This window comes from Aeromonas sp. sif2416 (assembly GCF_019218665.1).
GTDB lineage: Bacteria > Pseudomonadota > Gammaproteobacteria > Enterobacterales > Aeromonadaceae > Aeromonas > Aeromonas encheleia.
The window spans coordinates 211309-236823 of the sequence record NZ_JAHUXC010000005.1 but is presented as its reverse complement, the minus strand read 5'-3'; the positions used below and the strand labels follow the sequence as shown (position 1 = coordinate 236823).

The following is a 25515-nucleotide window of genomic DNA, read 5'->3' as shown; positions in this document are numbered from 1 at the left end:
GTGATCACACAGATCAGGAGGTTGATTTCCAATATGTTTTTGTTTGCCGGCCCTCCTGCCCATGGAGAGGCCGGCGCGAGATCACATCAGATCCTTCATCCTGTGCCACAGCATCCCCAGCGCCAGCAGGGGAGAGCGCAGGGCCGGGCCGCCGGGGAAGGTCATGTGGGGTACGGTGCTGAACAGATCGAAGCCGCGACTCTCCCCCACGATCGCCTCCGCCACCAGCTTGGCCGCCATGTGGGTGGCGTTGAGGCCATGACCTGAATAGGCCTGGGCGTAGAACACGTTGGGATATTCCTTGAGGCGCCCGATCTGCGGCAAGCGGTTGGCCCCTATGCCGATCATGCCACCCCACTGGAACTCGATGGCGGTGTTGGCCAGCTCGGGGAAGACCCGCAGCAGCTTGGGCAGCATAAAGGCCTTTATATCCTTAGGATCGCGCCCCGAGTAGTTGCAGGCACCGCCAAACAGCAGCCGGCCATCGGCCGACAACCGGTAATAATCGAGCGCCACGTTCTGATCGCACACCGCCATGTTTTGCGGCAGCAGGCGCTGGCGCAGCCGCTTCTCCAGCACCTCGGTGGCGAGGATATAGGAGCCGGCCGGCAGCACCCGGCCACCCAGCTCGGGATTGAGATCGTTGAGGTAGGCGTTGCAACCGATCACCAGATAGTCGGCGCTGACCCGGCCATGGGCCGTGGTGACCTCTACCCGATCGCCATAGTCGATGTCGATCACCCTGGACTGCTCGAACAGCGCCACACCGAGGCTAGCCGCGGCACGGGCCTCGCCGAGCGCCAGGTTGAGGGGATGCAGGTGGCCGGAGCCCATGTCGATCATGCCACCGATATAGCGCTCGGAACCGACCACCGAGCCCATCTCGGCCTGGGGCACCAGCCTGGTCTCATGCTGGTAACCCAGGCTGGCCAGATGCGCCATCTCCTCCTCGAATCCGGTCAGATGGCGCGCCTTGGTAGCGAGATCGCAATAGCCCCAGCGCAGGTCGCAGTCGATGTTGAAGCGCTCGATCCGCTCGCGCACCAGCTGCACCGCCTCCAGCCCCATCAGATCCAGCTCGCGTACCCCCTGCTCGCCGATCCAGCGGGCAAACTGGCTGGTGTCGTGGCCGATGCCGCGGATCAGCTGACCGCCGTTGCGGCCCGAGGCGCCCCAGCCGATGCGGTTCGCCTCCAGCAGGGCCACCCTGTAGCCCGCCTCTGCCAGATTGATGGCGGTGTTCAGCCCGGTGAAGCCACCGCCTATGATGCACACATCGGCATCGAGCTCACCGCTGAGCTCGGGCCACTGCTGATGGTCGTTGCGGGTCGCCGCATAGTAGGAGGTGACGTGCTCCTGGTGTCCGTTGTGTCTTCCTGTCTGCATACTCAGCATCCTGCCTTGGTCGCATTCGTTTACTAAATTAAACGATCTGTCATCGATAATACCCACCCAATGGGCACTGATCCAGCCTGTCGGGATCACAGAAATGCAAAAGGTGCCCCAAAAGGCACCTTTTTATCCTCATCTCTTGGTTCAGCCTGCTCCCGGAGTGCTGTAGCACAGCAGGCGCCACTGATAAGAGCGCCTTGTTATCGCCACCAATCCCTGACCCCATATGCCTCCGGAGCGCAGCAACGCAAAAGGCGCCCCGAAGGGCGCCTTTTTATGCAATCAGCGACGGTAACGAATTACAGTACGTTGATGGCGTTCAGGTCGGAGAAGGCTTTCTCCAGACGAGCGATCATGGAAGTCTGACCGGCACGCAGCCATACGCGCGGATCGTAGAACTTCTTGTTCGGCTTGTCAGCACCTTCCGGGTTACCCAGCTGGCCTTGCAGGTAGGCTTCGTTGGTCTTGTAGAAGTTCAACAGACCTTCCCAGGTAGCCCACTGGGTGTCGGTGTCGATGTTCATCTTCACGACGCCGTAGGAGATGGACTCGCGGATCTCTTCCAGGGTGGAACCTGAGCCACCGTGAAACACGAAGTCCAGGGACTTGGCAGGCAGACCGAACTTCTCGGAAACGAATTTCTGGGAAGCGTCCAGGATGGACGGGGTCAGCTTGACGTTACCCGGCTTGTACACACCGTGCACGTTGCCGAAGGAGGCAGCGATGGTGAAACGCGGGCTGATCTTGGACAGACGCTCGTAGGCGTAGGCCACGTCTTCCGGCTGGGTGTACAGGGCGGATTGATCCATGTGGCTGTTGTCCACACCGTCTTCTTCGCCACCGGTGCAACCCAGTTCCAGCTCCAGGGTCATGTTCATCTTGGCCATGCGAGTCAGGTACTCACAGCAGATGTCGATGTTCTCTTCCAGCGGCTCTTCAGACAGATCCAGCATGTGGGAGGAGAACAGCGGCTTGCCGGTCTCGGCGAAGTGCTTCTCGCCCGCGTCCAGCAGACCGTCGATCCACGGCAGCAGCTTCTTGGCGGCGTGGTCGGTGTGCAGGATAACCGGAACCCCGTAGGCGGCAGCAACGGCGTGCACATGCTTGGCACCGGAGATGGCACCCAGGATGGCGGCTTGCTGACCTTCCAGCTTCAGGCCCTTACCGGCGGTGAACACGGCACCACCGTTGGAGAACTGAACGATGACCGGAGCCTTCACATTGGCGGCAGCTTCCAGTACAGCGTTGACGGAGTCGGTACCGACGCAGTTAACGGCTGGCAGAGCGAAGCCGTTTTCTTTCGCGATGGCGAACACTTTCTGAACGTCATCACCAGTGATCACGCCGGGTTTTACGAAGTCGAAAATTTTCTTAGACATGTTAAATCGTCCTGTTCTCGTATGCCGTTAATAAAAAATGGGGGGTTCATCATGAACTGGCACAGCGGTCACATGATAAACGAAACGGGAGGCTTTTGCCCCCCGTCCCGGGTCAATTAGGCTTTGGCGCGCTGTTCCAGCATCGCAACCGCCGGCAGTACCTTGCCTTCTACGAACTCCAGGAAGGCGCCGCCGCCGGTGGAGATGTAGGAGACCTTGTCGGCGATGCCGAACTTGTCGATGGCGGCCAGGGTGTCACCACCGCCAGCGATGGAGAAGGCCGGGGAGGCGGCGATCGCTTCGGCGATAACCTTGGTGCCTGCCGAGAACTGGTCGAACTCGAACACGCCGACCGGGCCGTTCCACAGAATGGTCTTGGCGTTCATGATGATGTCGGCCAGGGCCTTGGCAGAGTCAGGGCCGATGTCGAAGATCATGTCACCGTCGGTCACGTCAGCGACGGACTTGATGGTAGCCGGGGTGGATTCGGAGAACTCGGTACCCACGACCACGTCGGTGGTCACCGGAATGTTGGTCTCGGCGGCCAGTTTCTTGGCGGTGTCGAGCAGGTCGTGTTCGCACAGGGACTTGCCGACGTTGTGACCGGCAGCGGCGATGAAGGTGTTGGCGATGCCACCACCGACCACCAGCTGGTCAGCGATCTTGGAGAGGGATTCCAGCACGGTCAGCTTGGTGGAGACCTTGGAGCCGCCCACGATGGCAACCATTGGGCGCTCGGGCTTCAGCATGGCCTTGCCCAGGGCTTCCAGCTCACCGGCCAGCAGCGGACCGGCACAAGCTACGGGGGCGAACTGAGCCACACCGTAGGTAGAACCTTCGGCGCGGTGGGCAGTACCGAATGCATCCATTACGAAGATGTCACACAGGGCGGCGTATTTTTTGGCCAGCTCTTCGGTGTTCTTCTTCTCGCCCTTGTTGAAACGGCAGTTTTCCAGCACAACCAGCTCACCGGCGGCGACTTCTACGCCATCCAGATAATCCTTGGCCAGGCGAACCGGGCAGGACAGAGCGTCTTTCAGATAATTGACAACCGGAGCCAGGGAGAATTCTTCGTTGTATTCACCCTCGGTCGGACGACCCAGGTGGGAGGTGATCATCAGCTTGGCGCCCTTTTCCAGAGCCAGCTTGATGGTCGGCAGCGTTGCCACGATACGTGCGTCGGAAGTGACCTTGCCGTCTTTTACCGGTACGTTCAGGTCAGCACGGATCAGAACGCGTTTACCCGCCAGATCCAGGTCGGTCATCTTGATAACAGACATATTCAGTCCTCTATATTTTCAGGTAATGTTAAAAACAGTAACCTTGCGCCCGGTGCAGGCTCTCAGCCTGCGGCCATCATGGCCCGGGTGGTATCCAGCATACGGTTGGCGAAGCCCCATTCGTTATCACACCACATCAACATCTTGACGAGGTTGGCATCGCTCACCCGAGTCTGGGTACCATCAATGATGCAGGAGTGTGCATCATGATTAAAGTCTACGGAGACCAAAGGCTCTTCCGTGTAATCCAGGATACCGCTTAATGTACCTCTGGATGCCCGTTGCAGGGCTTGATTTACGTCAGTAACCGTCACTTTTTTACGAACAGTAATACTGAGATCCATCGCCGTTACGTTGATGGTCGGCACCCGCACCGCGATCGCCTCGAACTTGCCGGCGAAGTGCGGCAGGATCCGCTCCAACCCCTTTGCCAGCTTGGTATCCACCGGAATGATGGACTGGCTGGCAGCACGGGTTCGGCGCAAGTCGCTGTGGTAAGCGTCGATGACTTGCTGATCGTGCATGGCCGAATGAATTGTCGTAATAGTACCACAATTTATCTCGAACTCTCGATGCAATGTTTCGATGACGGGCACCACGCAGTTGGTGGTACAGGAGGCGTTGGAGACGATCCGCTCCCTTCCCGTCAGCACCTGATGGTTCACCCCGAAAACGATTGTCGCGTCCACGTCCGCATCCGCCGGATGGGAGAACAGCACCTTGCCCGCCCCCGCACCCAGATGGCGCTCGGCATCGGCCCGCGAGCCGAATACCCCGGTGCAGTCCAGCACCACGTCGACCCCCAGCGCCCGCCAGGGCAGATTGGCCGGATCCTGCTCGGCAAACAGGGGGATGAGATCCTCCCCTACCAGCATGCTGTGACCCGCCAGTTGCACCGGATGGCGGAAACGGCCGTGGCTGGTATCGAAGCGGGTGAGGTGCACCATGGCCTCGGGGGCCGCCAGCTCGTTGATGGCGACTATCTTGATGGTCTTGTCACGGCCGCTCTCGTAGAGGGCGCGCAGCACGTTGCGACCGATGCGCCCGTACCCGTTGATGGCAATCTTGATCATGGAAAATGGGTGTCCTTAGCGACGGCAAAAGAGGGCCTATGGATGACTCACGACAGCAGGGCATCCTGGAAGACGCCTCTGGCCAGCAGCGCAGCCCCGAAGACACCGGCGCTGTCCCCGAGGGAGGGCGCTATGATGGGGGTGGCGAAGCGGGGGTTGAAGAGGAACGGCAGCACCGTCTGACGGCCCGCCTTATAGAGGCTCTGCACGTTGCCGACCCCGCCGCCGATGACGATGACGTCCGGATCCAGGATGTTGACCACGTTGGCCAGTGCCTGACCGAACAGCAGGTGCAGGCGGTCTATGGTGAGCTTCGCCACGTGATCGTGGGCGCTGGCCGCCGCAATCTGGGCGAGGGAGAGGTGGCGCTTGGCCTTGGCCTCATACCAGGCCTCCAGCGCGGGGCCGCTGATGAAGGTCTCGACGCAGCCGCGCTTGCCGCAGTAGCACTCGGGCCCATCGGGGGAGAGCACGTTGTGGCCCCACTCCCCGGCGATGCCGTGGTGGCCGTTGAGGATCTGGCCGTTGATGACGATGCCGGAGCCGACCCCGGTGCCCATGATGATGCCGAACACGACTTTCGCATCCGGATGATGCTGGCGCACCGCCCCGAGATGGGTTTCCGCCAGGGCGAAGCAGTTGGCATCGTTGGCGATGAGCACAGGCACGCCGAGCCGGCGCTCCAGATCTTCCTTGAACGGCTTGCCGTTGAGTTCGGTGGTGTTGCAGTTCTTCATCAGCCCGGTCTGGGGATCCCGCGCCCCCGGCGTGCCCATGCCGATGACGGCCGGGCGCTGACCGAGCTTGCCGGCGCACTCGTCCACCAGCTTGGCGATCTGGCCGATCATGTGCTCGTAACCGCCACGGCGCTCGGTGGGGATGCGATGGCGCAACAGTACCTCGTCGCCATCGAGCACCACGCACTCGCACTTGGTCCCGCCCAGATCGATACCCCAATCCCACGACTTCTTGCTCATTCTGCCTCCTGCATGGCGAGCGAGACGGCCGATACGCGGCCTCGCACGCTGTCGCTCATCTTGTGTGTGGCCACCGCCACAGATGGCGCAGTGTAACCCGAGCCGGGGCCGGCGCGCAGTACCCAAAACAGTGCAAGGGCCAAAACGGCGCCTCCCCGGATAACACAACGGGGCCCTGGGGCCCCGTTGTCATGATGCTGATGCTGCGGTTCGACCTCAGCGGCCGTGATACTGGGCCGAGAGCTCGTGCACCGCGTTGACGAAGACGCCGGCGTGCTCAGGATCCACATCCTGATGGATGCCATGGCCCAGGTTGAAGACGTGGCCGTTGCCGCTGCCAAAGCCCGCCAGGATGGTGGCGACCTCTTCGCGGATGCGGGCGGGGGCGGCATAGAGCATGGAGGGATCCATGTTGCCCTGCAGCGCCACCTTGTCACCGACCCGGCGCTTGGCGTCGGCGATGTCGGTGGTCCAGTCCAGCCCCAGGGCGTCGCAACCGGTGGCGGCGATCTGCTCGAGCCACTGACCGCCGTTCTTGGTGAACAGGGTCACAGGCACGCGGCGGCCCTCGTGTTCGCGGATCAGGCCGTCGACTATCTTGTGCATGTACTGCAGGGAGAAGTCGCGGTAGTCGCGCGGGGTCAGCACCCCGCCCCAGGTGTCGAACACCATGACCGACTGGGCACCGGCCTTGATCTGGGCGTTGAGGTAGCTGATGACGCTGTCGGCCAGCTTGTCCAGCAGCAGGTGCAGGGTCATGGGCTCGGCGTACATCATCTGCTTGATCTTGGTGAACGCCTTGGAGCTGCCCCCCTCCACCATGTAGGTGGCCAGGGTCCAGGGGCTGCCGGAGAAGCCGATGAGCGGCACCTCGCCCTTCAGCTCGCGGCGTATGGTGCGCACCGCGTTCATCACATAGCCGAGTTCGTCTTCCGGATCCGGCACGGGCAGCGCCTGCACATCGGCCATGGACTGGATGGGACGCTCGAAGCGCGGGCCTTCGCCGTGTTCGAAGTAGAGGCCAAGCCCCATGGCGTCGGGGATGGTGAGGATGTCGGAAAAGAGGATGGCGGCATCGAGCGGATAGCGGCGCAGGGGCTGCAGGGTGACTTCACAGGCCAGCTCGGCGTTGCGGCACAGGGACATGAAGTCCCCCGCGACGGCACGGGTCGCCTTGTATTCCGGCAGATAACGGCCAGCCTGGCGCATCATCCACACCGGGGTCAGGTCCACATCCTGGCGCAGCAGGGCACGCAGGTATCGATCGTTCTTCAGCTCTTTCATCCCAGTTCCTGAGTCATATCCAGCATAAAATGGCGGATATGATACCACTTTGTGCGCGGCTCTGGGCGGCCCAAACTGCCGGCCCGGCCGGTTCGAGTACAAAGATGTGAAGGGGCGCAAACAAGCGCCCCATTTTTGCCCCGCCAGTGCACTCAGCCGACCCTCACGCCCCCTCGCCGAGACAGAGGGCGATCAGTCGCCGCGCTATGGTGCCATGAGGGGGCAGCCGTGGCAGCCGATCGGCGCCGAAGAAGTCGGCCGCCACCAGCTCCTCGTCCTGCACCCGGATCTCGCCACCCTCGTAGTCGGCGATGAAGCCCATCATCAGGCTGTGGGGGAAGGGCCAGGGCTGGCTGGCGACGTAACGCACCTTGCCCACCCGGATGCCGCTCTCCTCGAACACCTCCCGCGCCACGCACTGCTCCAGGTTCTCCCCCGCCTCCACGAAACCGGCCAGCACCGTATACATGGGATCTTCCGCCTGATAGTGACGGCGATGGGCCGCCAGCAGGATGTCGGACCCCTTGCGCACCGCCACTATGATGCAGGGGGAGATGCGCGGGTAGACAACGTGACCCTGCCGGCACTGTTGCGCCCACTCCCCCGCCTTGGGGACCATGGGAGCACCGCACTCGCCGCAGAAGCGGTGGCTGCGACGGAAGGTGGCCAGCTGCCAGGCGCGGCCCGCGAGACGAAAGCCCTCCTCATCCCCCGCCACCATCAGCTGGCGCAGCGGCGTCATGGCCGATGGCTCGCCCTCGGCATCCGCCCCCAGATCCAGCAGATAGCAGGGCAGATCGTCCCATTGGTCGAAGCGCTCGAACGGGGCCTCATGCAGGTGGGCGGGGAGTTGGGCACGGGGGCCCTGTGGGATCTGCCCCTGTTCATCCAGCAGGACGAGATGATCGCCCCCCAGCACGAACCAGCGGGCCTGTTCGGTTAATGGCATGAGATGAAAGCTCTTGTTGAGACTGTGGTGCAGGGCACGGACAAGTGAGACTCATCTTACGACCGGGCAGCCGTCGTGGCGACCAGATTGCCACCGCCATGCACAAAAAAAGGGCCGCCATGGCGACCCCTCTCATCCAACCGGCGCAGCCGATCAGTTCATCCAGCGCTCGCTGCTCTTGCGACGACGCGGCAGCATGGGCAATAAGATACCAAGCAGGATGCCACCCCCCACCATGGCACCACCGCGGATGAACCAGTCCATCTGCATGTCGTGCTCCTGGTTGTCATAGCTCTGAGTCAGGGCGTCATTCTGCTCCTTGAGACTGCTCATCTCGGCGCTCTGGCTGCCGAGCTGGGTCTTCAGGCTGGCGATCTCCTTGGTCTGTTCGGCGATCTTGCCATCCTTCTCGGCGAAGCGTCGCTCGTTGTCGCCATTGAGGTTCAGCAGGCGGGCCTTGGCCTCTTCCAGCGCGGTTTCAACCTGGGGCAGACGCTCACGCAAGCTGATGTCGGCTTGCAGTTCGCTATTTTTGATCCAGCCCTCGCGGCCACGGTCGTCTACCACCTGGGTAAAACCGGCCGCATTGTTCACCGCCTTGACCTCCAGCGGTTCACCGGCCTTGACGCTGCCGAGGATCCGGTACTGGGTGCCAGGACCGTTGTGGATAAAGGTAAAGATGTTGTCTGAAACATAACGGGTATCGGCCAGGGCCTGTTGGGCACACAAGCAGATCAAAATCCCGAGAAGGGCGCGCATGGTCGATCGATTCTCTTCGTTGAGTTAGGTGACAGGCCGAATGTTAAGCTGCTGGCGGGTCAAAGGACAAGCAAAGAAAAGCGCCTCCCCCCTCGCCGTGAGGCAGGTCGCCCCTTCCCCCGTTTGCCACGCGACCATTCCAGACGCCGGGCTACTTCTGTTTCAGTGCCTGCACCTCTTCCCGCAGTGCCTTGAGCTCCTGCAGCAACAGCGCCTGCTGTTCAGTCTGCTGGTGCCGCCACTTTGCGGTGTCATCGTTGGTCTTGCCAGGATGGACGAACAGGCTGGCCATGAAGCCGCTGAGAGCACCAAACAGGCCCACGCCGAACAGGATCAGCAGGCTGGCGACGAAACGCCCCTCCTCAGTCCTCGGCACCAGATCGCCGTAACCCACGGTAGAGAGCGTCACCAGCGTCCACCAGAAGGCGTCATAGGGTGTCTGGATCAGGCTGCCCGGCTTGTCCGCCTCTACCCAGAACATGACGCAGGACCCCACCCCCAGCAGCAGGAAGAACAGGAACAGGATGCCGGAGAGGGTGGTCTCGTTGCGCTCGCGGCGAAACATGCCGAGCAGATCCGGCCTGTCCCGCAGCAGCTGATAGACCCGCCACAGCTGGATCAGCCGCGCCCAGCGCAGCTGTTCCACCATAGGCAGGCTGCCGGGCAGGTAGAACCAGTTCGCCTTGAAGAAGGCCATTCGATCGGGGGCACGAACCCAGCCATAGGCGAAATGGGCGAGGAAGAAGTAACAGATCAGGCTGTCGATGTCATAGAACAGCTGCAGAGTCATCGGGCTCCACGAACCATACCCCCACCAGCGGGCACAGACCAGAGCGACGGAGATCACCGACAGAAACGCCATCAGCAGATCCATGGCGCGCAGGTGAGTTAAGTGATGTCGCATGCATTTTCCTACTTTAGGCACGGAGCTAAGTAATAAAAGTGAAGATAATGCCGATAGTCATGATGACAAAGGGAAAATGGACCTTAGAAGGAGAAAACTATGCAGTTAAATTCGCTGGAACGGCGCATGAGCAACATTCGACTGGTGCCCAAGGTGGTGCTGCTCATGGTGTTCAGCACGCTGCTGTTGCTGGCCAAGCTCTGGTTCGATGCCAGCAACCTGGAGGCCACCCTGCTGAGCGAAGGGATCGAGGCCGCCAAGGCCAACGACATCGCCGATCGCCTGCTCTGGAGCGGCCTGATGGAGACCGCGCTGATGGGGGTCATCTTCGTCGTCCTGCTGCTGACCGGCTCCCGCCTCATGGTCAAGCAGGTGCACTACCTGGTGGGACTGCTTGAGCGTTTCGCTCGCAAGGATCTCAGCCACAGCGTCTTGCTCAAGTCCCGCGACGAGTTCGGCGACATCGCCAAGGCGGTCGCCCACTCCCAGGAGAACCTCAAGCAGGTGTTTGGCACCCAGCGCGTCGCCTGCAAGGAGCTCAACGACATCGCCTCCCAGGTCACCCTTTGCATGGAGGAGGCCAACGAGGCGATCAGCGAGGAGTTCGTCCAGATAGAACAGCTGGCCAGTGCCATGAACCAGATGGTCGGCGCCATTCGCGAGGTGGCCAATCATGCGGAGCAAGCCTCCCACGCCACCGCCGACGCCAGCCTGCTGGCCGAGGAGGGCAGTCGCTGCGTGGCGGCCACCGTCAGCACCATAGACACCCTGTCCGGCAACATCCAGCGCTCCTCCGCCGTGGTCAACGAGGTCGAACACGGCGTCGATCGCATCGGCTCTGTGGTGGACACCATCCGCGGCATCTCGGAGCAGACCAACCTGCTGGCCCTCAACGCCGCCATCGAGGCTGCCCGTGCCGGCGAGGCGGGTCGCGGCTTCGCCGTGGTCGCCTCCGAGGTGCGCGAGCTGGCCAACAGAGCCCAGGCCGCCACCGTCGAGATCCAGAAGATGATCGAGCAGCTGCAGGGCAACGCCCGCCAGGCCGTCGGCCTGATGAGCGAGAGCGTTCAGCAGGCCGACAAGGGGGTGGCGCAGGTGACCCAGGCCGGCGATCAGCTCGCCACCATAGTGCAGCGGGTACGGGGGGTGGCAGACATGAACCGCCAGATCGCCGCCGCCTCCGAGCAACAGAGCGCCGTCGCCGAGGAGATGAGCGCCAACCTGGAGCAGGTCAAGCAGGTGGTGGAAGGATCCGTGGTGGTGCTGCGGGAGCTGCAGGAGGCCTCCGAACTGGTGGAGCACCACAGCCAGACCCTGGACACTCATATCCAGGCCTTCAAGCTGGCCTGATGTCGTGATTTGAGTAAACTGGAAGGCCCCGCGAGGGGCCTTTCTTATTCATGTCACGGCAAGGAGCCAGGATGCAGACAGCACAACACTCTTCCCAACTGGAGATCAGCGACGACAAGGGGCGGCTCGACGTGTCGCTGATCCACCAGTTCCTGTCCGAGGAGGCCTACTGGTGCCTCGGCATTCCGCGCTCGACCCTGCAGCGCGCCATCAATCACTCCCTCTGCTTCGGCGGTTATCTGGCGGGTCAGCAGGTGGCCTTCGCCCGGGTCATCACCGACAGGGCCACCTTCGGCTACCTGGCGGATGTGTTCGTACTGCCCGAGCATCGTGGCCAGGGCCACAGCAAGGCGCTGATCGCCGCCATCCTGGCTCACCCCGAGCTGCAGGGGCTGCGCCGCCTGAGCCTGGCCACCTCGGATGCCCAGGGCCTCTATGCCGGCTTTGGCTTCAAGCCACCGCGCACCCCGGCCAGCCTGATGGAAATCTACGATCCCGAGATCTATCAGCGCCCCTGAGCCCCTGCCGCGCCGGCAGCCCATTTTTCCCTGCGGGATCATGCTTCTCACCCCCGGCCTGTGACGGGCCGGCGTGGCAATGGTAGATTGGCTGCCGGCGTTTTCATTCCCTCTGCAGATCCGTTAACCACAAGGACGGCAACCGTGGCCCAGCATTCACCTTCTCTCCCCTCTGCTCTGCCCCCTATTTTGCAAGATCAGGCCCTGCGCCAGTGGCAACGGCTGCTCGATCTGGCCCCCGTTTATGGCGATCTGCCCGCGGTGGAGCAGCAGACCCTGCTGACCCTGCTCGGCCTCTCCGACTTTGTCTCCGACTGCCTCATTAAGCAACCGGAGCTGCTGGCACAGACCCTCGCCTCCGGAGATCTGGCGCGCGACGAGCGCTGGCCCGCCTACCAGCCCGAGCTGGCGGCGCTGCTGGCCGAAGTCCATGACGAGGAGACCCTCAAGCGCGTGCTGCGCCAGTTCAGACGCAGCCGCATGCTGGTGATCGCCTGGCGCGAGCTGCTGGGGCAGGCCGAGGTGGAGGAGAGCTTTATCCATCTGACTAAGCTGGCGGATGCCCTCATCTGCGGCGCCCGTGACTGGCTCTATGCCAGGCAGTGCGTTGAGCTCGGCACCCCCATGGATGGCAACGGCGATCCCCAGCCGCTGCTGATCCTCGGCATGGGCAAGCTGGGGGGCGGCGAGCTGAATTTTTCCTCGGATATCGACCTCATCTTCACCTTCCCGGAGAACGGCTACACGGTCGGCGGGCGGCGCGAGCTGGCCAACCAGCAGTTCTTCATCAAGCTTGGCCAGCGGCTGATCAACGCCCTGCACCAGCCCACCCAGGATGGTCAGGTGTTCAGGGTCGACATGCGGCTGCGCCCGTTTGGCGAGGCGGGGCCGCTCGCCATCTCCTTCGCCGCCATGGAGGATTACTACCAGCACCACGGCCGCAACTGGGAACGCTACGCCATGGTCAAGGCGCGGGTGCTCGGCGCCCAGTGTGAGCAGGCCCAGGCCCTCACCGAGCTGCTGCGCCCCTTCGTGTTTCGCCGCTACATCGACTTCGGCGTCATCGACGGCCTGCGCCAGATGAAGGCGATGATCGCCGCCGAGGTGCGCCGCAAGGGGCTGGAGGGCAACATCAAGCTCGGCTCCGGCGGCATCCGCGAGGTGGAGTTCATCGCCCAGGCGCTGCAGCTCATCCGCGGTGGCCGCGAACCCGCCCTGCGGGTACGCCACCTGCCCGAGGCGCTGGCCGCCATCGCCCGGAGCGGGGCACTCGAGGAGACCCGCTGTCAGCGGCTGCTGGAGGCTTACCGCTTCCTGCGCCGGGTCGAGAACATACTGCAGGAGATCGGCGATCAGCAGACCCAGACCCTGCCCACCGAGCAGCGGGATCGGCTGCGGCTGATCACGGCCATGGGCCTTGATGACTGGCAAGCCTTCATGGCCCGGCTGGACGAGGAGATGGCCGCGGTCCATCAGGAGTTCGTCGCCGTGGTGGGGGAAGAGAAGGAGGCCCCGGCCCACCTGGAGCAGCTCTGGCTCGATCTGTGGCGCACCGAGCTCGATGCCGGTGAGCTGGAGCAACTGCTGACCGCCCAGGGGGGCGAGGATCCGGCCCCGCTCTGCGCCGCCCTGCTGCGTTTCAAGGAGGAGTACCGACGCCGCCAGGTCGGTCCCCAGGGGCGGATCGCCCTGGACTGGCTGATGCCGGAGCTGCTGCGACTGGTGGTGGCGAGCCAGGCGCCGGCCCGGCTGTTCGAGCGGGTCTGCACCCTGCTGACCCGCATCTTCACCCGCAGCGCCTACCTGCAACTGCTGGCGGAGAACCCCGCCGCCCTGCGCCAGCTGGTGCGGCTCTGTGACGCCAGCCATCTGGTGAGCGAACAGCTCGCCCGCTACCCCATCTTGCTGGACGAGCTGCTCGATCCCCAGCACCTCTACCACCCGACCCCGCTGGATCAGTACAAGCCCCAGCTGCGCCAGTTCCTGCTGCGCATCCCCGAGGAGGACGTGGAGCAGCAGATGGAGGCGCTGCGCCAGTTCAAGCAGGTGCAGTTGCTGCGCATCGTCGCCGCCGACATCGCCGGCGCCCTGCCGCTGATGAAGGTGAGCGATCACCTCACCTGGCTGGCGGAGGCGATCACCGAGGAGGTGGTCAATCAGGCCTGGCTGCAGATGAGCGAACGCTACGGCGTGCCGCCCGAGGTGACGGCGAGCGGCCAGCGCGGCTTCGCGGTGGTGGCCTACGGCAAGCTCGGCGGCATCGAGCTCGGCTACGGCTCGGATCTGGATCTGGTGTTCCTGCACGGCGGCGATCCCAACCGCTACACCGATGGGCCCAAGTCCATCGACAGCCGCCAGTTCTACCTGCGCCTGGCCCAGCGCATCCTGCACCTGTTCAGCACCCGCACCCCGTCCGGCATCCTGTACGAGATCGATATGCGGCTGCGTCCCTCCGGCGACGCCGGCCTGCTGGTCTCGTCCCTGGCCGCCTACGAGCAGTACCAGCTGAACGACGCCTGGACCTGGGAGCACCAGGCGCTGGTGCGGGCCCGCCCCATCTACGGCGACGATGCCATCCAGGCCGAGTTTGGCCGGGTGCGCCGCGCCGTGCTCGCCAAGGAGCGCGATCTCCCTACCCTGGCCAGGGAGGTGCGCGAGATGCGCCACAAGATGCGGGATCACCTGCTCAAGGCCGGAGAGGGGGAGTTCGATCTCAAACAGTCCCCCGGCGGCATGGTAGACATCGAGTTCATCGCCCAGTATCTGGTGCTGGCCCATGCCAACGGCGAGCCGGACGCGTTGACCCGCTGGTCCGATAACGTGCGCATCTTCGATGAGTGCGTGCTGGCGGGGGTGCTCAGCCTGGAGCAGGCCGAGGGGTTGAAGCAGGCCTACCTGGAGATCCGCAACCTCGGCCATCGCCTCAACCTGTCGGAGATCTCCCGCAAGGTGGGGGACGACCAGTTGCTGACCGAGCGCGGCCATGTGCTGGCCGTCTGGCAACAGCTGCTGGGGGAATAAGTCACTGGGGAAGTAATGAGAAGGGGCGCCGCGGCGCCCCTTCTGCTTGCATGGCCTGCCCCTATCGTCCACCGGCCAGATCGATAAAGGTGCCGGTGGCATAGGAGGCCTCATCCGACAGCAGCCAGGCGATGGCGGCGGCCACCTCGGCCGGCTGGCCGCCCCGCTGCAGCGGGATCTGGTTCTTCACCCGCTCCACCCGACCGGGCTCGCCCCCATCGGCATGCATCTCGGTATGGATGAAGCCGGGCCGCACCCCGTTGACCCGGATCCCCTGCGCCGCCACCTCCAGCGACAGGCCTTTGGTCAACACATCGATGGCCCCCTTGGAGGCGGCATAGTCGACATATTCCCCCGCGGCGCCGAGGCGGGCGGCGGCCGAGGAGACATTGACGATGGCACCGCCCCTGGCCATGCGGCGCACCGCCTCCCGGCAGCAGAGGAAACAGCTGGTCACATTGGTGGTCAGGGTCTTGTTGATGCGCTCGGCACTCATCTCCAGCACCTTCATCTGTGGCTGCAAGATGCCGGCATTGTTCACCAGATGGGTGATGACACCCAGTCTCGCGTCCATCTCATCGAACAGCCGCACCACCTCGGCCTCGACGCTGACGTCCGCCTGCACGGCGATGCAATCCACCCCGTGGCGGGCCTGGAGCTCGGCCACCAGCGCCTCGGCCGCCGCCCGCTGCTGCCGGTAGTTGATGCAGAGCCGGTAGCCCTGCCCCGCCAGATGATGGGCCGTCGCCGCCCCTATGCCCCTGCTGCCACCGGTGATCAATGCGTTCCTGTTCATCGCGCCTCCTTGCCCATCGCTGTTGCTGGCCCCCGATACTACCCCATGGCCGGACAACTGCAACGGCCTCCCGGGCCCGATCGCGCGCCGCTCAAAAAAGACGCCTTTCCCATGAATGGAAAAGCCCGTGACGCCGGTCTTGTTGAATACGCGTCGTCAATGCCGTCCGGGATGATCCGGTTGCCCAACCGGATCGTAAACAGGATCCGTGAGTCACAGCCTCCGTGAGCGCAATGTCGGAGGTCCGCTCCTCACCAAGATGACGTCACACGGACACTCGACCAAGACTGGCCGGGTGCCGGAATGTCCAAGGAGTAGAAGATGCATGCAACCGGTAACACCATCAGCCGTCTGGCTGGCGCCGCCCTGGCAATGGCGGCCGTTCTCCTGCCTGGCGCGGCGATGGCCGCCAACACGGGGCAACATGGCGAAGATCAGGTCCAGTGTTCGATGGCAAGCAGCTGCAAGGGTCAGAGTGCCTGCGAAGACCAGAGCGTTCGCAGCATGACCCGGGAAGAGTGCAACGCCAAGGGTGGCAAGGTCCGTTAAGCGGATGACGCCGTTCTTGTCATGGCCGGCACCGGCGCAGGGTGCCGGCCTGTTTTTTTATGGCCATTTCCCCCGGGAGCCTGGGCCGCGTTCTCCCTGGTCGGATGAGGGCCGGCCAAACAAAACGGGCCCGATGGGCCCGTTTTCATGAGGATCACCGAGACGGTGAACTTACTTGAACAGCCCCTTGAGCAGCTGATCCGCCACCCCCTTGATCTGCTCATCGTCGGCCTTGTCCCCCAGCAGCTTCTTGAGACCGCGTTCGGCCTCCTTGCGCGCCTTGTCCTCCAGCACCTTGTTGCTGCTGAGCAGCTCCTTCACGTCCAGCCGGTAGCTGGGGGCCTGCCAGTGGCCGCCGATGCGCACCGGTATGGTGACGTCATTGAGCTCATCCACCGTCTTGCCGCCCTGGCCCTTGCTGCTCTCGACGATGGAGGTGAGGAACAGGAAATCGAGGCTCTCGGGCACCAGCGCGGTCTGGCCCTGGCCCTTCACCCGCAGGGCGGGGGCAGAGAGCTGGATGTCATCGCTGCTGGCCACGCCGTTCGCTATCTGGAAGCTGGCGCTGAGGTCGCTGAAGTCGGTCTTGCGCACCTCCTTCACCTGCTCGGCCCGCTGTCCCTTCAGGGTCGCCCTCGCCTCGCGGATCATCTCAGCCAGGTTGATGCCGTGCAGGGCGCCGTCGCTCATCTTGAGGCTGATCTTGCCCTCCATCTGTTTGCGCAACGCCAGTTGCGACAGCCCGGTGCCCTGCACCTGCACGTCGAGATCGCCCTTGCCTTCCAGCAGATCGCTCTGGGCCAGGGTCTGCAGCAGCGGGCGCACATTCACCCCCAGCACCCGCTTGTGGGCCTGATAGCTGACGGGCTGCTGACGGGCATCGATCACCCCGTTGGCGCTCACCCGGCCACCGGCCACCCCGGCGTTGAACTGTTTGAGATCGAGCCGACCGCCCGCCAGCACCAGCTGCAGGTCGACGGCGCTGAGATCCAGCCCCCGCACCCGCAGGCTGCCCAGTTGCAGCCGTCCGGCCAGATCGATCTGCCTGAGGGCGCTCAGGTCCGGCTCCACCGCCGAGAGCGCCTGATCCACCTTGGCGGGGGCTGCCTTGTCGGCCGCAGCCGGAGCCGTCGTTGCCGGAGCAGATGCCGTCTTGGCCGGGGTTGCTTTGCCAAGCCAGGCGTCGAGATCCAGCTTGTCACCCTTGAGATCGAACTCGATCTTCGGCAGGGCCCCGAGCTGCACCACGGACTCGCCGCTCAGCAGTGCCTCATCGGCGCTCACCACCAGCTTGCTCAGGGTGATCCTCTGCTTGTCCAGCTCGGCGCGGGCGAAGCCCGCCAGCTTGAGGTTCATCTGCGGGCGTGGCAGGGCGTCGCCCTTGAGATTGGCCGAGAGCACCGCATCCGACAGCTCCACCAGCTTGAGATTCTTGTCGAGCCGCGCCTTGAGGGTTCCCTCCAGCGCACCGGTCAGGGCCGGTTTGTCCCCTTCCCCCTGGCCGCCGTTCAGGCTCACGCTGAGGCTGCTCCACTCCCCCAGCGCCAGTCGATCGGCCTTGAGGGTGAAGCTATCCAGTCGCCGGCCCGGCTCGCTGAGGCTGCCGCTCAGGGTCAGATCTTTCAGCGCGCTGGCCAGCGTATCCCGGGCCGGTTTGAGCTCCCCCTGCCCCTTGAGGTCGAAGGCGAGTTGGCCCTGACTCCCCTTGGCGGCCAGGGTCACCGGTACCCACTGCCCCAGGGTCAGCTTGCCCAGGCTGAGATCGAGGCGATCGAGGCGGGAGACTGTGCCCTTGCGATCGTCCCGCACCAGGGCGCTGGCCTGCTCCAGCACCACCCCCTGCAGATCGATCTGCCAGGGCTGGCCGTCACTCGCGGGTGCCGGGCTCTCGCCGCCCTGGGCGGCAGCCTTGTCAGACGGCGCCGCGGCATCCTTGATCAGGCCGCTCAGGTTGGAGCTGCCATCGGCCCTGGTCTGGATGAACAAATGGGCGCCATTCAGGGTCACGGCCCCGATCTCCAGCCGGTGGGAGAGCAGCGGCAGCAAGGCGACCGAGGCGTCCCCCTGCTCGAAGCGGATGAGATCCGGCTCGGCAAAGCCCGCCGGGTTGCGCAGCGCCACCTTCTCAAGGGAGAGGCCGAGGCTGGGCCAGAAACGCCAGCCGATGTCCCCCTCCATCACCAGCTCGCGGCCGGTGTTCTTCCTGACCTGCTCCGCCAGCTGGGGCTTGAACTGGTTGGGGTCAACCAGCGAAATCAGGGCGGCGATGGCCACCACGGCGGCCAGTGCCAACCCCAACAGTATGTAGATGATCTTCTTCACGACGAACTCCTCAATGCAGATCCTGTGGCTGACTATACCATCGGCGGCGCGGTGCAGGCTGTACCGGCCCCAAAACGGGAAACCGGCGAGACAGGGATGGTCGCGCCCGCCAGCCTCCATCATAAAAAAAGGGCCCCGCGGGGCCCAGTGTCAGGGAGTGACCGGCAACTGCCGGTAGCCCATCTCATAGAGAGTGAAGGCGTAGAGATCCGCACTCTGCTCGATCAACTTGGTCACCGGAGTGCCCGCGCCGTGGCCGGCATTGGTCTCGATGCGGATGAGCTGGGGATGGGGCCCGCCGTTGTCGGCCTGCAGGGTGGCGGCAAACTTGAAGGAGTGGGCCGGCACCACCCGATCGTCGTGATCCGCGGTGGTCACCAGGGTCGAGGGGTAGCTGACCCCCTCGCGCAAGTTGTGCAGCGGCGAGTAGCCCTTCAGGTAGTCGAACATCGCCTCGCTGTCGGCGCTGGTGCCGTAGTCATAGGCCCAGCCCGCCCCGGCGGTGAAGCTGTGGTAGCGCAACATGTCGAGCACCCCCACCGCCGGCAGGGCGACCCGCACCAGATCCGGGCGCTGGGTCATGACGGCGCCCACCAGCAGGCCGCCGTTGGAGCCGCCCCGGATGGCCAGCCTGTCGGTGCTGGTGTAGCCCTCGGCCTTCAAATACTCTGCCGCCGCGATGAAGTCGTCGAACACGTTCTGCTTGTTCATCCGGGTGCCCGCCAGATGCCAGGCCTGGCCATACTCGCCGCCGCCGCGCAGGTTGGCCACCGCATAGACGCCCCCCAGATCCAGCCAGTTCGCCACCGAGACGCTGAAGCTCGGGGTCAGGCTCACATCGAAACCGCCGTAGCCATAGAGGATGGTGGGATTGCTGCCATCGAGCCTGAGCCCCTTGCGGTAGCTGATGATGAGCGGCACCCGGGTGCCATCCTTGCTCTGGTAGAAGCGCTGCTCGGAGACATAGTCCTCCGGCTTGAAGGGCGCCGCCGAGGCGCGATGCACGCTGATGGCCCCGCTCCCGGGCTCGAACTGGTAGAGGGTCGGCGGCTGGGCGTAGTTCTCGAAGCCGAAGTAGAGCTCGGGATCATCGTGCTTGCCGTTGAAGCCGCTGACGCTGCCGAGCCCAGGCAGCGCTATCTCCCGTACCCGCTTGCCGTCATAGTCGAACTGCTCGACCCGGGCGGTGGCGTCCCGCATGTACTCCGCAAACAGGTAGCCGGCGCCGCTGTGCACCCTCAGCACCTGCGGGCGCTCGGGGATGAGGTTACGCCAGTGGGTCGGGCCGGGCTGGCTGGCATCCACCGTCACCAGCCGGCCGTTGGGTGCCCCCCGGTTGGTCAGCAGGTAGAGCGTGCTGCCCCTGTTATCCACCAGGTTCACATCCGCCTCCAGATCCCCCTGCACCGTCAGCAGCGGGGCGCTGTCCTGGGTCAGATCCTTCACATAGAGCCGGTTGCCTGAGGTGGAGTCCGCCGCCGAGATGAGCAGGTAGCGATCGTCCTCGGTCACCCGTGCCCCCACGTAGCGGTGCTGCTGGGCCGGGATGGCGCCGAACACCAGCCGATCCTCTTCCTGCGCCGTGCCGAGGCGATGGAAGTAGAGCTTGTGCCGATCCGTCCTGGCCGACAGCTCGCTGCCATCGGGCTTGTCATAGCTCGAATAGAAGAAGCCCTCGTTGCCGAGCCAGCTGATGCCGCTGAACTTCACGTCCTTGAGGGGCGTCTCCAGCGGCTGCTTGCTCTCCACGTCCATCAGGTGGATCTCGCGCCAGTCGCTGCCGGCCAGCGACAGGGAGTAGGCCAGGGTCTTGCCATCCCGGGAGAAGCTCAGCTTATCCAGCGCCGTGGTGCCGTCGGGGCTCAGGGTATTGGGATCGAGGAACACCTCGGCGGGCTTGCCCGCCTGCTGGCGCCACAGCACGTTCTGGTTCTGCAGGCCGTCGTTCTTGAAGAAGTAGTGATAGCGCCCCTCGCGAAACGGCGCCCCCTCCTTGGCGTAGTTCCAGGAGGCCGCCAGCTTGGCCTTGATCGCCTCCCGGAACGGGATGCGGGCCAGATAATCCTGAGTCACGGCGTTCTGGGCCCTGACCCAGGCCTCGGTCTCGGGGCTGCGATCGTCCTCCAGCCAGCGATAGGGATCGGCCACGGCCTGACCGAAGTAGTGATCCACTTGCTCGCCCTGGCGGGTGACGGGGTACTGAAGGCGTTCTTTCCCTGACATGACATCCTCTCGGGTTGGGTCCGACTGGCCGCTGCAGGCACTCAGCAGTGACAGGGCCAGCAGGCTGACAATGGAGCGCATCGATGCTACTTCCTGCGGTTCGGGTGAGGCGGGCAGGTTAGCAAAGAGTGCCGGATGGCCCAACCCCCCAGCGGGTGCTCGGCCCGCCACCATGCCAGAGCCCCTCGTTTCGAGCGGAGTCATATGAATTTTTTCGCTTAGGTTAGCCGCTTTATTTTGTTCGTTATCCGGCACTTGGGTCACAGGATGGCATCACCGACCGACCACTGCGACCCGCTCAGGATAACCCATGCCATACAGCTATCTCTCACATCTGCGCTGCAGCAAGACCGGCGAGATCTTTGATGCCGACCAGCCCCAGCAACTGAGCCGGGTGGGGGCACCGCTGCTGGCCAGCTACGATCTCGAGGCCCTGAAGAAGGCCTGGCATCCGGCCGCCCTGCTGGGGCGCCCCGCCAGCCTGTGGCGCTATCACGAGCTGCTGCCGGTGCGCGACCCCGCCCAGGTGGTGACCCTGGGGGAAGGGCTCACCCCGCTGCTGCCGCTGCCCACCCTGGGCAAGCAGATCGGCATCCCGGATCTCTGGATGAAGGATGAGAGCATCATCCCCACCGGCTCCTTCAAGGCCCGCGGCGCCGCGGTCGGCGTCTCCCGCGCCCGGGAGCTCGGCGTCACCCATTTCGCCATGCCCACCAACGGCAATGCCGGCGCGGCCTGGGCGCTCTACGGCGCCCGCGCCGGCCTGCGCAGCACCATAGTCATGCCCCAGGCGGCCCCCGCCATCACCCGCCTGGAGACGTCGCTGGCCGGGGCCCGCCTCTACCTGGTGGACGGCCTCATCAGCGATGCCGGCCGTCAGGTGGCCCAGGCGGTGGCGGAGCAGTCCCTGTTCGACGCCTCCACCCTGAAGGAGCCCTACCGCATCGAGGGCAAGAAGACCATGGGGCTGGAGATCGCCGAGCAGCTCGGCTGGACGCTGCCGGACGTGATCCTCTACCCCACCGGCGGCGGGGTCGGCCTCATCGGCATCTACAAGGCGCTGCGGGAATTGCAGGAGCTGGGCTGGGTCAAGGGTGACCTGCCCAGGCTGGTGGCGGTGCAGGCGAGCGGCTGCGCCCCCATAGTCCAGGCCTGGCAGCAGGGGGCCAGCGAGTCGAGCTTCTGGCCCGACTCCCAGACCCTGGCCTTCGGCATCAATGTGCCCAAGGCGCTGGGGGATTTTCTGGTGCTGGACGCCCTCTATCGCACCCAGGGCTGCGCCATCGCGGTGGACGACAGAGCCATCCAGGCGGAGATCCGCCAGCTCGCCTCCCAGGAGGGCAGCTTCGTCTGCCCGGAAGGGGCGGCCGCCTTCGCCGCCGCCCGCCAGTTGCGCGAGGCGGGCTGGATCCAGGGGGGCGAGCGGGTGGTGGTGCTCAACACCGGCGCCGGCATCAAGTACCCGGACGCCATCACTGTGCTGCCCCAGCGGCTGCGCTCCGACGGGAGGATCCCCGCATGACCTTCGACTGGGCCTTCATCCTCGGCACCCTGCCGGCCTTCGGCACATCGGTCTGGGTCACCCTGCAGCTCGGGGTCCTGGTGATCCTCACCTCGCTCGCGGTGGCTCTGCTCAATGTGACGCTGCTGAGCCTGCACAGGCCCTGGCTGAACAGGGTGATCCGCACCTATGTGGAGCTGGCCCGCAACACGCCGCTGCTGATCCAGCTGTTCTTCCTCTACTTCGGGCTGCCGGCGCTCGGCCTGTCGCTGTCCGGTTTCGCCACCGCGGTGATCGCCATGACCTTCCTCGGCGGCGGCTACCTGACCGAGGCGCTGCGGGCCGGGGTGCAGGCGGTGCCTCAGGGCCAGCTGGAGGCAGGCCAGGCCATCGGCCTCTCCCGCTGGCAGCTGCTGCGCCACGTGCAACTGCCCCAGGCCTGGCTCGCCAGCCTGCCGGCGCTGTTTGCAAACTTCATCTTCCTGCTGAAAGAGACGACCGTGGCCTCGGCGGTGGCGGTGCCGGAGCTGCTCTACACCACCAAGAACTACATCGCCCTCTACTACAAGACCTACGAGATGCTGGCGGTGCTGACCCTGATGTGCGTGCTGATCTTCCTGCCGCTGTCCCTCGCTCTGCGTGTGTTGGAGAGGAGGCTGCAACATGGTCAGTTCGGTCACTGAGTCGCTGATGCAGGCGCGGATCCCGATATGGACACTGATCTTTCTGCCCTTGCCATCGTCCACCCTGCACGCATGGGAAAGGAGGGTTCAATATGGTCAGTTCGGTCACTGAGTCGCTGATGCAGGCGCGGATCCCGATGTGGGCACGGATCTTTCTGCCGCTGCCGTCACCGCACGTATTGGGAAGGAGGGATCATGATGGCCACTCCGGTTTCTGAGTTGCTGGGCCAGGCCTTGCCCCTGATGGCAGTGGGCGCGGGCCAGACCCTCGCCATCTCATTGCTCGCCATCCTGTTTGCCACCCTCGGCGGCCTGGGTTACGGCGTGCTGGCGCAGCAAGGGGGCAAACTGACCCAGGGTGTATTGCGGCTGTATCTCGAGCTGTTTCGGGTGGTGCCGGTGCTGGTGTGGCTCTATCTCTTCTTCTTCGGGCTGCCCATCGTCTTCGGCCTCGACATCCCGGCCTTCTGGTGCGCCGTGCTGGTGCTCTCCCTCTGGGGCGCCAGCGAGGTGGGGGAAGTGGTGCGCGGCGGGCTGGGATCCTTGGCCCGTGGTCAGCAGGAGGCCGGGCTGGCGCTCGGGCTCTCCCGCTGGCAGCTCTATCGCCATGTGCTGCTGCCCCAGGCGCTGCAGCGGCTGACGCCGCCGACCATCAACATCCATACCCGCATCATCAAGACCAGCTCGCTGGCGGTGCTGATCGGGGTGGTGGAGGTGATCAAGGTGGGCCAGCAGATCATCGAGCGCACCTACGCCTCGCTGCTCATCTACGGCCTGCTGTTTCTGTTCTTCTTATCGGTCTGCTATCCGCTCTCGCTGGCCTCCCGCCGGCTGGAACAAAAATGGGGTAATGCGGTATGACGCCTCTGCTTGAACTGAGTTCTGTCAGCAAACAATTTGGCCAGCAGCTGGTGCTGGACAGGGTCAGCCTCAGGGTGGCCGCCGGGGAGGTGATCGTCATCCTGGGGCCGAGCGGCTGCGGCAAGAGCACCCTGCTGCGCACCCTCAACGGGCTCGAGCCCATCCAGGGTGGCGAGATCCGCTTCGACGGCCAGCGGCTGGACGCAAGCACCGACTGGCAGCGAGTGCGCCAGCGCATCGGCATGGTGTTCCAGAGCTATCACCTCTTCCCCAACCTGACGGTGCTGGAGAACGTGTTGCTCGGGCCCATCCAGGTGCAGCAACGGGAGCGGGAGGAGGCCCTGCTGCAGGCGGAGCAGCTGTTGACCCGCATCGGCCTGTGGCAGCGGCGCCACGCCTATCCGCGCGAGCTCTCCGGCGGTCAGCAGCAGCGCATCGCCATAGTGCGGGCCCTGTGCATGAACCCCCAGGTGATGCTGTTTGACGAGGTCACCGCCGCCCTCGATCCCGAGATGGTGCAGGAGGTGCTGGAGGTGATCCGGGATCTCGCCGGTAGCGGCATGACCCTGCTCATCGTCACCCACGAGCTGGCGTTCGCCCGGGCGGTGGCGGATCGCATCCTCTTCATGGAGGAGGGCCAGATCCTGGAGCAGGCCCCTCCCCGCCAGTTCTTCGACAACCCCAGGAGCCCGCGTGCGCGCCAGTTCCTCGCCAAGTTTTCTTATACAACTGTCATCAAACGAAAGGAGTCAGCATGAAAAAAATCACCTCGGTGCTAATGAGCGCCCTGATCGGGCTGGGTATCGCCAGCGGCGCCGCCCAGGCGGCGGACGGTTCCCTCGACAAGATCAAGGCGCGGGACAAGCTGATCGTCGGCGTCTTCACCGACAAGCCGCCCTTCGGCTACGTGGATGAGCAGGGGCGCTACGTGGGCTTCGATACCGATCTCGGCCGCCGTTTCGCCAAGGATCTGCTGGGAGACGAGAACAAGATCGAGTTCGTGGCGGTCGAGCCCGCCAGCCGCATCCCCTTCCTGCAGAGCGACAAGGTGGATCTGATCCTCGCCAACATGACGGTGACCCCGGAGCGGCGCGAGGTGGTGGACTTCACCAACCCGAACCTGCGGGTCGCGGTGCAGGTGCTGGTACCTGAAGGGAGCCCGGCCAAGGGGCTGGACGATCTGGCGAGCAAGACCCTGATCGTCACCACCGGCACCACCGCCGACATCTGGCTGACTCGCAATCACCCGGACTGGAAGCTGCTCAAGTTCGAGAAGAACAGCGAATCCCTGCAGGCCCTGGCCCAGGGCCGGGGCGATGCCTACGCCCAGGACAATCTGGTGTTGTTCAGCTGGGCCAAGGAAAACCCCGGCTACCGGGTGCTGCCCCAGAAGCTGGGCTCGGAAGACCCCATAGCACCGGCGGTGAAGAAGGGCAATGTCGAGCTGCGTGACTGGGTCAACGAGCGCCTCGCCAAGCTGGGGGAAGAGAAGTACCTGCTCAAACTCTACGACCAGTATGTGCGCGACAAGTTGAGCGCCGACACAAATCCCAACGACGTGATAGTGGAAGGAGGCAAGTGGCAGGGCTAAGCCTGCCATGAGGAAGTGCTGAGTGTGAAGTGTGTGGAGTCCAGGTTCCGTTGGTCCGCAAACCGCAAGGTTTGGTTTTCAGGCGTCCCCCTCGGGTGGCGCC

General features: G+C 64.3%; 21 protein-coding genes. 9 read left to right on the top strand and 12 right to left on the bottom strand.

From position 1 onward, the window contains the following. Positions 1-81 precede the first annotated feature (81 nt). The 9 genes from KW821_RS12160 to KW821_RS12120 all read right to left on the bottom strand — a co-directional run bounded on the left by KW821_RS12160 (position 82) and on the right by KW821_RS12120 (position 9997). Positions 82-1386, bottom strand: coding sequence for an FAD-binding oxidoreductase (locus KW821_RS12160; protein ID WP_126623403.1), 1305 nt, complete (start codon positions 1384-1386; stop codon positions 82-84). A 305-nt stretch (positions 1387-1691) separates the two neighbouring features. Further along, a complete protein-coding gene (gene fbaA / locus KW821_RS12155) occupies positions 1692-2771 on the bottom strand; it encodes a class II fructose-bisphosphate aldolase (RefSeq protein WP_042653072.1) in 1080 nt (359 codons plus the stop codon). A gap of 116 nt (positions 2772-2887) precedes the next feature. Next, positions 2888-4051 (bottom strand): phosphoglycerate kinase, encoded by a 1164-nt coding sequence (locus tag KW821_RS12150; protein WP_042653073.1) that lies wholly within the window; start codon positions 4049-4051, stop codon positions 2888-2890. Between the two features lie 62 nt (positions 4052-4113). Continuing rightward, on the bottom strand, positions 4114-5124 hold the full coding sequence (gene epd / locus KW821_RS12145) for an erythrose-4-phosphate dehydrogenase (protein WP_218291626.1): 1011 nt from the start codon (positions 5122-5124) through the stop codon (positions 4114-4116). Positions 5125-5171: 47 nt separating this feature from the next. After that, complete coding sequence (locus KW821_RS12140; RefSeq protein WP_218291625.1) at positions 5172-6101, bottom strand: ROK family protein; 930 nt, start codon at positions 6099-6101, stop codon at positions 5172-5174. Positions 6102-6317: 216 nt separating this feature from the next. Next, positions 6318-7385: a uroporphyrinogen decarboxylase gene (gene hemE, locus KW821_RS12135; RefSeq protein WP_218291624.1), complete on the bottom strand. Its 1068-nt coding sequence runs from the start codon at positions 7383-7385 to the stop codon at positions 6318-6320. A 163-nt stretch (positions 7386-7548) separates the two neighbouring features. Continuing rightward, positions 7549-8334, bottom strand: coding sequence for an NAD(+) diphosphatase (gene nudC / locus KW821_RS12130; RefSeq protein WP_218291623.1), 786 nt, complete (start codon positions 8332-8334; stop codon positions 7549-7551). Between the two features lie 153 nt (positions 8335-8487). Further along, complete coding sequence (locus KW821_RS12125) at positions 8488-9093, bottom strand: TIGR04211 family SH3 domain-containing protein (RefSeq protein WP_042653078.1); 606 nt, start codon at positions 9091-9093, stop codon at positions 8488-8490. Positions 9094-9244: 151 nt separating this feature from the next. Then, entirely contained in the window at positions 9245-9997 is a 753-nt protein-coding gene (locus KW821_RS12120) for a potassium channel family protein (protein ID WP_218291622.1), read from the bottom strand. Between the two features lie 99 nt (positions 9998-10096). On the opposite strand from KW821_RS12120, the gene KW821_RS12115 reads away from it, so the two are divergent. The 3 genes from KW821_RS12115 (at position 10097) to glnE (ending at position 14886) form a co-directional block, all read left to right on the top strand. Beyond that, positions 10097-11347, top strand: a complete 1251-nt coding sequence (locus tag KW821_RS12115) for a methyl-accepting chemotaxis protein (RefSeq protein WP_218291621.1) — start codon at positions 10097-10099, stop codon at positions 11345-11347. 71 nt (positions 11348-11418) lie between these two features. Then, positions 11419-11865 carry a GNAT family N-acetyltransferase gene (locus tag KW821_RS12110; protein ID WP_218291620.1) on the top strand — a complete coding sequence of 149 codons (447 nt, stop codon included), beginning with the start codon at positions 11419-11421 and terminating at the stop codon, positions 11863-11865. A 144-nt stretch (positions 11866-12009) separates the two neighbouring features. Continuing rightward, entirely contained in the window at positions 12010-14886 is a 2877-nt protein-coding gene (gene glnE / locus KW821_RS12105; RefSeq protein WP_218291619.1) for a bifunctional [glutamate--ammonia ligase]-adenylyl-L-tyrosine phosphorylase/[glutamate--ammonia-ligase] adenylyltransferase, read from the top strand. 61 nt (positions 14887-14947) lie between these two features. Here the strand turns inward: glnE and KW821_RS12100 are convergent, their stop codons facing one another. After that, positions 14948-15682, bottom strand: a complete 735-nt coding sequence (locus KW821_RS12100; protein ID WP_218291618.1) for an SDR family oxidoreductase — start codon at positions 15680-15682, stop codon at positions 14948-14950. A gap of 321 nt (positions 15683-16003) precedes the next feature. Between KW821_RS12100 and KW821_RS12095 the strand changes: the two genes are divergently transcribed. Continuing rightward, complete coding sequence (locus KW821_RS12095; RefSeq protein ID WP_218291617.1) at positions 16004-16231, top strand: hypothetical protein; 228 nt, start codon at positions 16004-16006, stop codon at positions 16229-16231. Between the two features lie 171 nt (positions 16232-16402). Here KW821_RS12095 and KW821_RS12090 read toward each other — a convergent pair whose 3' ends face one another. Both KW821_RS12090 and KW821_RS12085 read right to left on the bottom strand, forming a co-directional pair. Then, the gene (locus KW821_RS12090) at positions 16403-18553 is read right to left on the bottom strand and encodes an AsmA family protein (RefSeq protein WP_218291616.1); all 2151 of its coding nucleotides are present in this window, start codon (positions 18551-18553) and stop codon (positions 16403-16405) included. A 150-nt stretch (positions 18554-18703) separates the two neighbouring features. Next, on the bottom strand, positions 18704-20857 hold the full coding sequence (locus tag KW821_RS12085; RefSeq protein ID WP_218291615.1) for a prolyl oligopeptidase family protein: 2154 nt from the start codon (positions 20855-20857) through the stop codon (positions 18704-18706). Between the two features lie 229 nt (positions 20858-21086). On the opposite strand from KW821_RS12085, the gene KW821_RS12080 reads away from it, so the two are divergent. The 5 genes from KW821_RS12080 (at position 21087) to KW821_RS12060 (ending at position 25412) form a co-directional block, all read left to right on the top strand. Beyond that, positions 21087-22298 (top strand): threonine synthase, encoded by a 1212-nt coding sequence (locus tag KW821_RS12080; protein ID WP_218291614.1) that lies wholly within the window; start codon positions 21087-21089, stop codon positions 22296-22298. After that, positions 22295-22960, top strand: coding sequence for an amino acid ABC transporter permease (locus KW821_RS12075; RefSeq protein WP_218291613.1), 666 nt, complete (start codon positions 22295-22297; stop codon positions 22958-22960). Before KW821_RS12080 ends, KW821_RS12075 begins: the two co-directional genes overlap by 4 nt. Positions 22961-23158: 198 nt before the next feature. Beyond that, positions 23159-23821: an amino acid ABC transporter permease gene (locus KW821_RS12070; RefSeq protein WP_042653313.1), complete on the top strand. Its 663-nt coding sequence runs from the start codon at positions 23159-23161 to the stop codon at positions 23819-23821. Then, a complete protein-coding gene (locus KW821_RS12065) occupies positions 23818-24579 on the top strand; it encodes an amino acid ABC transporter ATP-binding protein (RefSeq protein ID WP_218291612.1) in 762 nt (253 codons plus the stop codon). The genes KW821_RS12070 and KW821_RS12065 overlap by 4 nt, the downstream gene beginning before the upstream one ends. Beyond that, positions 24576-25412, top strand: coding sequence for a transporter substrate-binding domain-containing protein (locus KW821_RS12060; protein WP_218291611.1), 837 nt, complete (start codon positions 24576-24578; stop codon positions 25410-25412). The genes KW821_RS12065 and KW821_RS12060 overlap by 4 nt, the downstream gene beginning before the upstream one ends. The last annotated feature ends 103 nt before the right edge of the window (positions 25413-25515 follow it).

Coding starts and splice junctions, on each gene's coding strand:
- KW821_RS12150 (WP_042653073.1), bottom strand. CDS start 4,051: ATGTCTGTTATCAAGATGACCGACCTGGATCTGGCGGGTAAACGCGTT.
- KW821_RS12125 (WP_042653078.1), bottom strand. CDS start 9,093: ATGCGCGCCCTTCTCGGGATTTTGATCTGCTTGTGTGCCCAACAGGCC.
- KW821_RS12100 (WP_218291618.1), bottom strand. CDS start 15,682: ATGAACAGGAACGCATTGATCACCGGTGGCAGCAGGGGCATAGGGGCG.
- KW821_RS12085 (WP_218291615.1), bottom strand. CDS start 20,857: ATGCGCTCCATTGTCAGCCTGCTGGCCCTGTCACTGCTGAGTGCCTGC.
- KW821_RS12095 (WP_218291617.1), top strand. CDS start 16,004: ATGCATGCAACCGGTAACACCATCAGCCGTCTGGCTGGCGCCGCCCTG.
- KW821_RS12120 (WP_218291622.1), bottom strand. CDS start 9,997: ATGCGACATCACTTAACTCACCTGCGCGCCATGGATCTGCTGATGGCG.
- epd (WP_218291626.1), bottom strand. CDS start 5,124: ATGATCAAGATTGCCATCAACGGGTACGGGCGCATCGGTCGCAACGTG.
- nudC (WP_218291623.1), bottom strand. CDS start 8,334: ATGCCATTAACCGAACAGGCCCGCTGGTTCGTGCTGGGGGGCGATCAT.
- KW821_RS12060 (WP_218291611.1), top strand. CDS start 24,576: ATGAAAAAAATCACCTCGGTGCTAATGAGCGCCCTGATCGGGCTGGGT.
- KW821_RS12110 (WP_218291620.1), top strand. CDS start 11,419: ATGCAGACAGCACAACACTCTTCCCAACTGGAGATCAGCGACGACAAG.
- KW821_RS12065 (WP_218291612.1), top strand. CDS start 23,818: ATGACGCCTCTGCTTGAACTGAGTTCTGTCAGCAAACAATTTGGCCAG.
- KW821_RS12160 (WP_126623403.1), bottom strand. CDS start 1,386: ATGCAGACAGGAAGACACAACGGACACCAGGAGCACGTCACCTCCTAC.
- hemE (WP_218291624.1), bottom strand. CDS start 7,385: ATGAAAGAGCTGAAGAACGATCGATACCTGCGTGCCCTGCTGCGCCAG.
- KW821_RS12070 (WP_042653313.1), top strand. CDS start 23,159: ATGGCCACTCCGGTTTCTGAGTTGCTGGGCCAGGCCTTGCCCCTGATG.
- KW821_RS12075 (WP_218291613.1), top strand. CDS start 22,295: ATGACCTTCGACTGGGCCTTCATCCTCGGCACCCTGCCGGCCTTCGGC.
- KW821_RS12080 (WP_218291614.1), top strand. CDS start 21,087: ATGCCATACAGCTATCTCTCACATCTGCGCTGCAGCAAGACCGGCGAG.
- fbaA (WP_042653072.1), bottom strand. CDS start 2,771: ATGTCTAAGAAAATTTTCGACTTCGTAAAACCCGGCGTGATCACTGGT.
- KW821_RS12115 (WP_218291621.1), top strand. CDS start 10,097: ATGCAGTTAAATTCGCTGGAACGGCGCATGAGCAACATTCGACTGGTG.
- KW821_RS12140 (WP_218291625.1), bottom strand. CDS start 6,101: ATGAGCAAGAAGTCGTGGGATTGGGGTATCGATCTGGGCGGGACCAAG.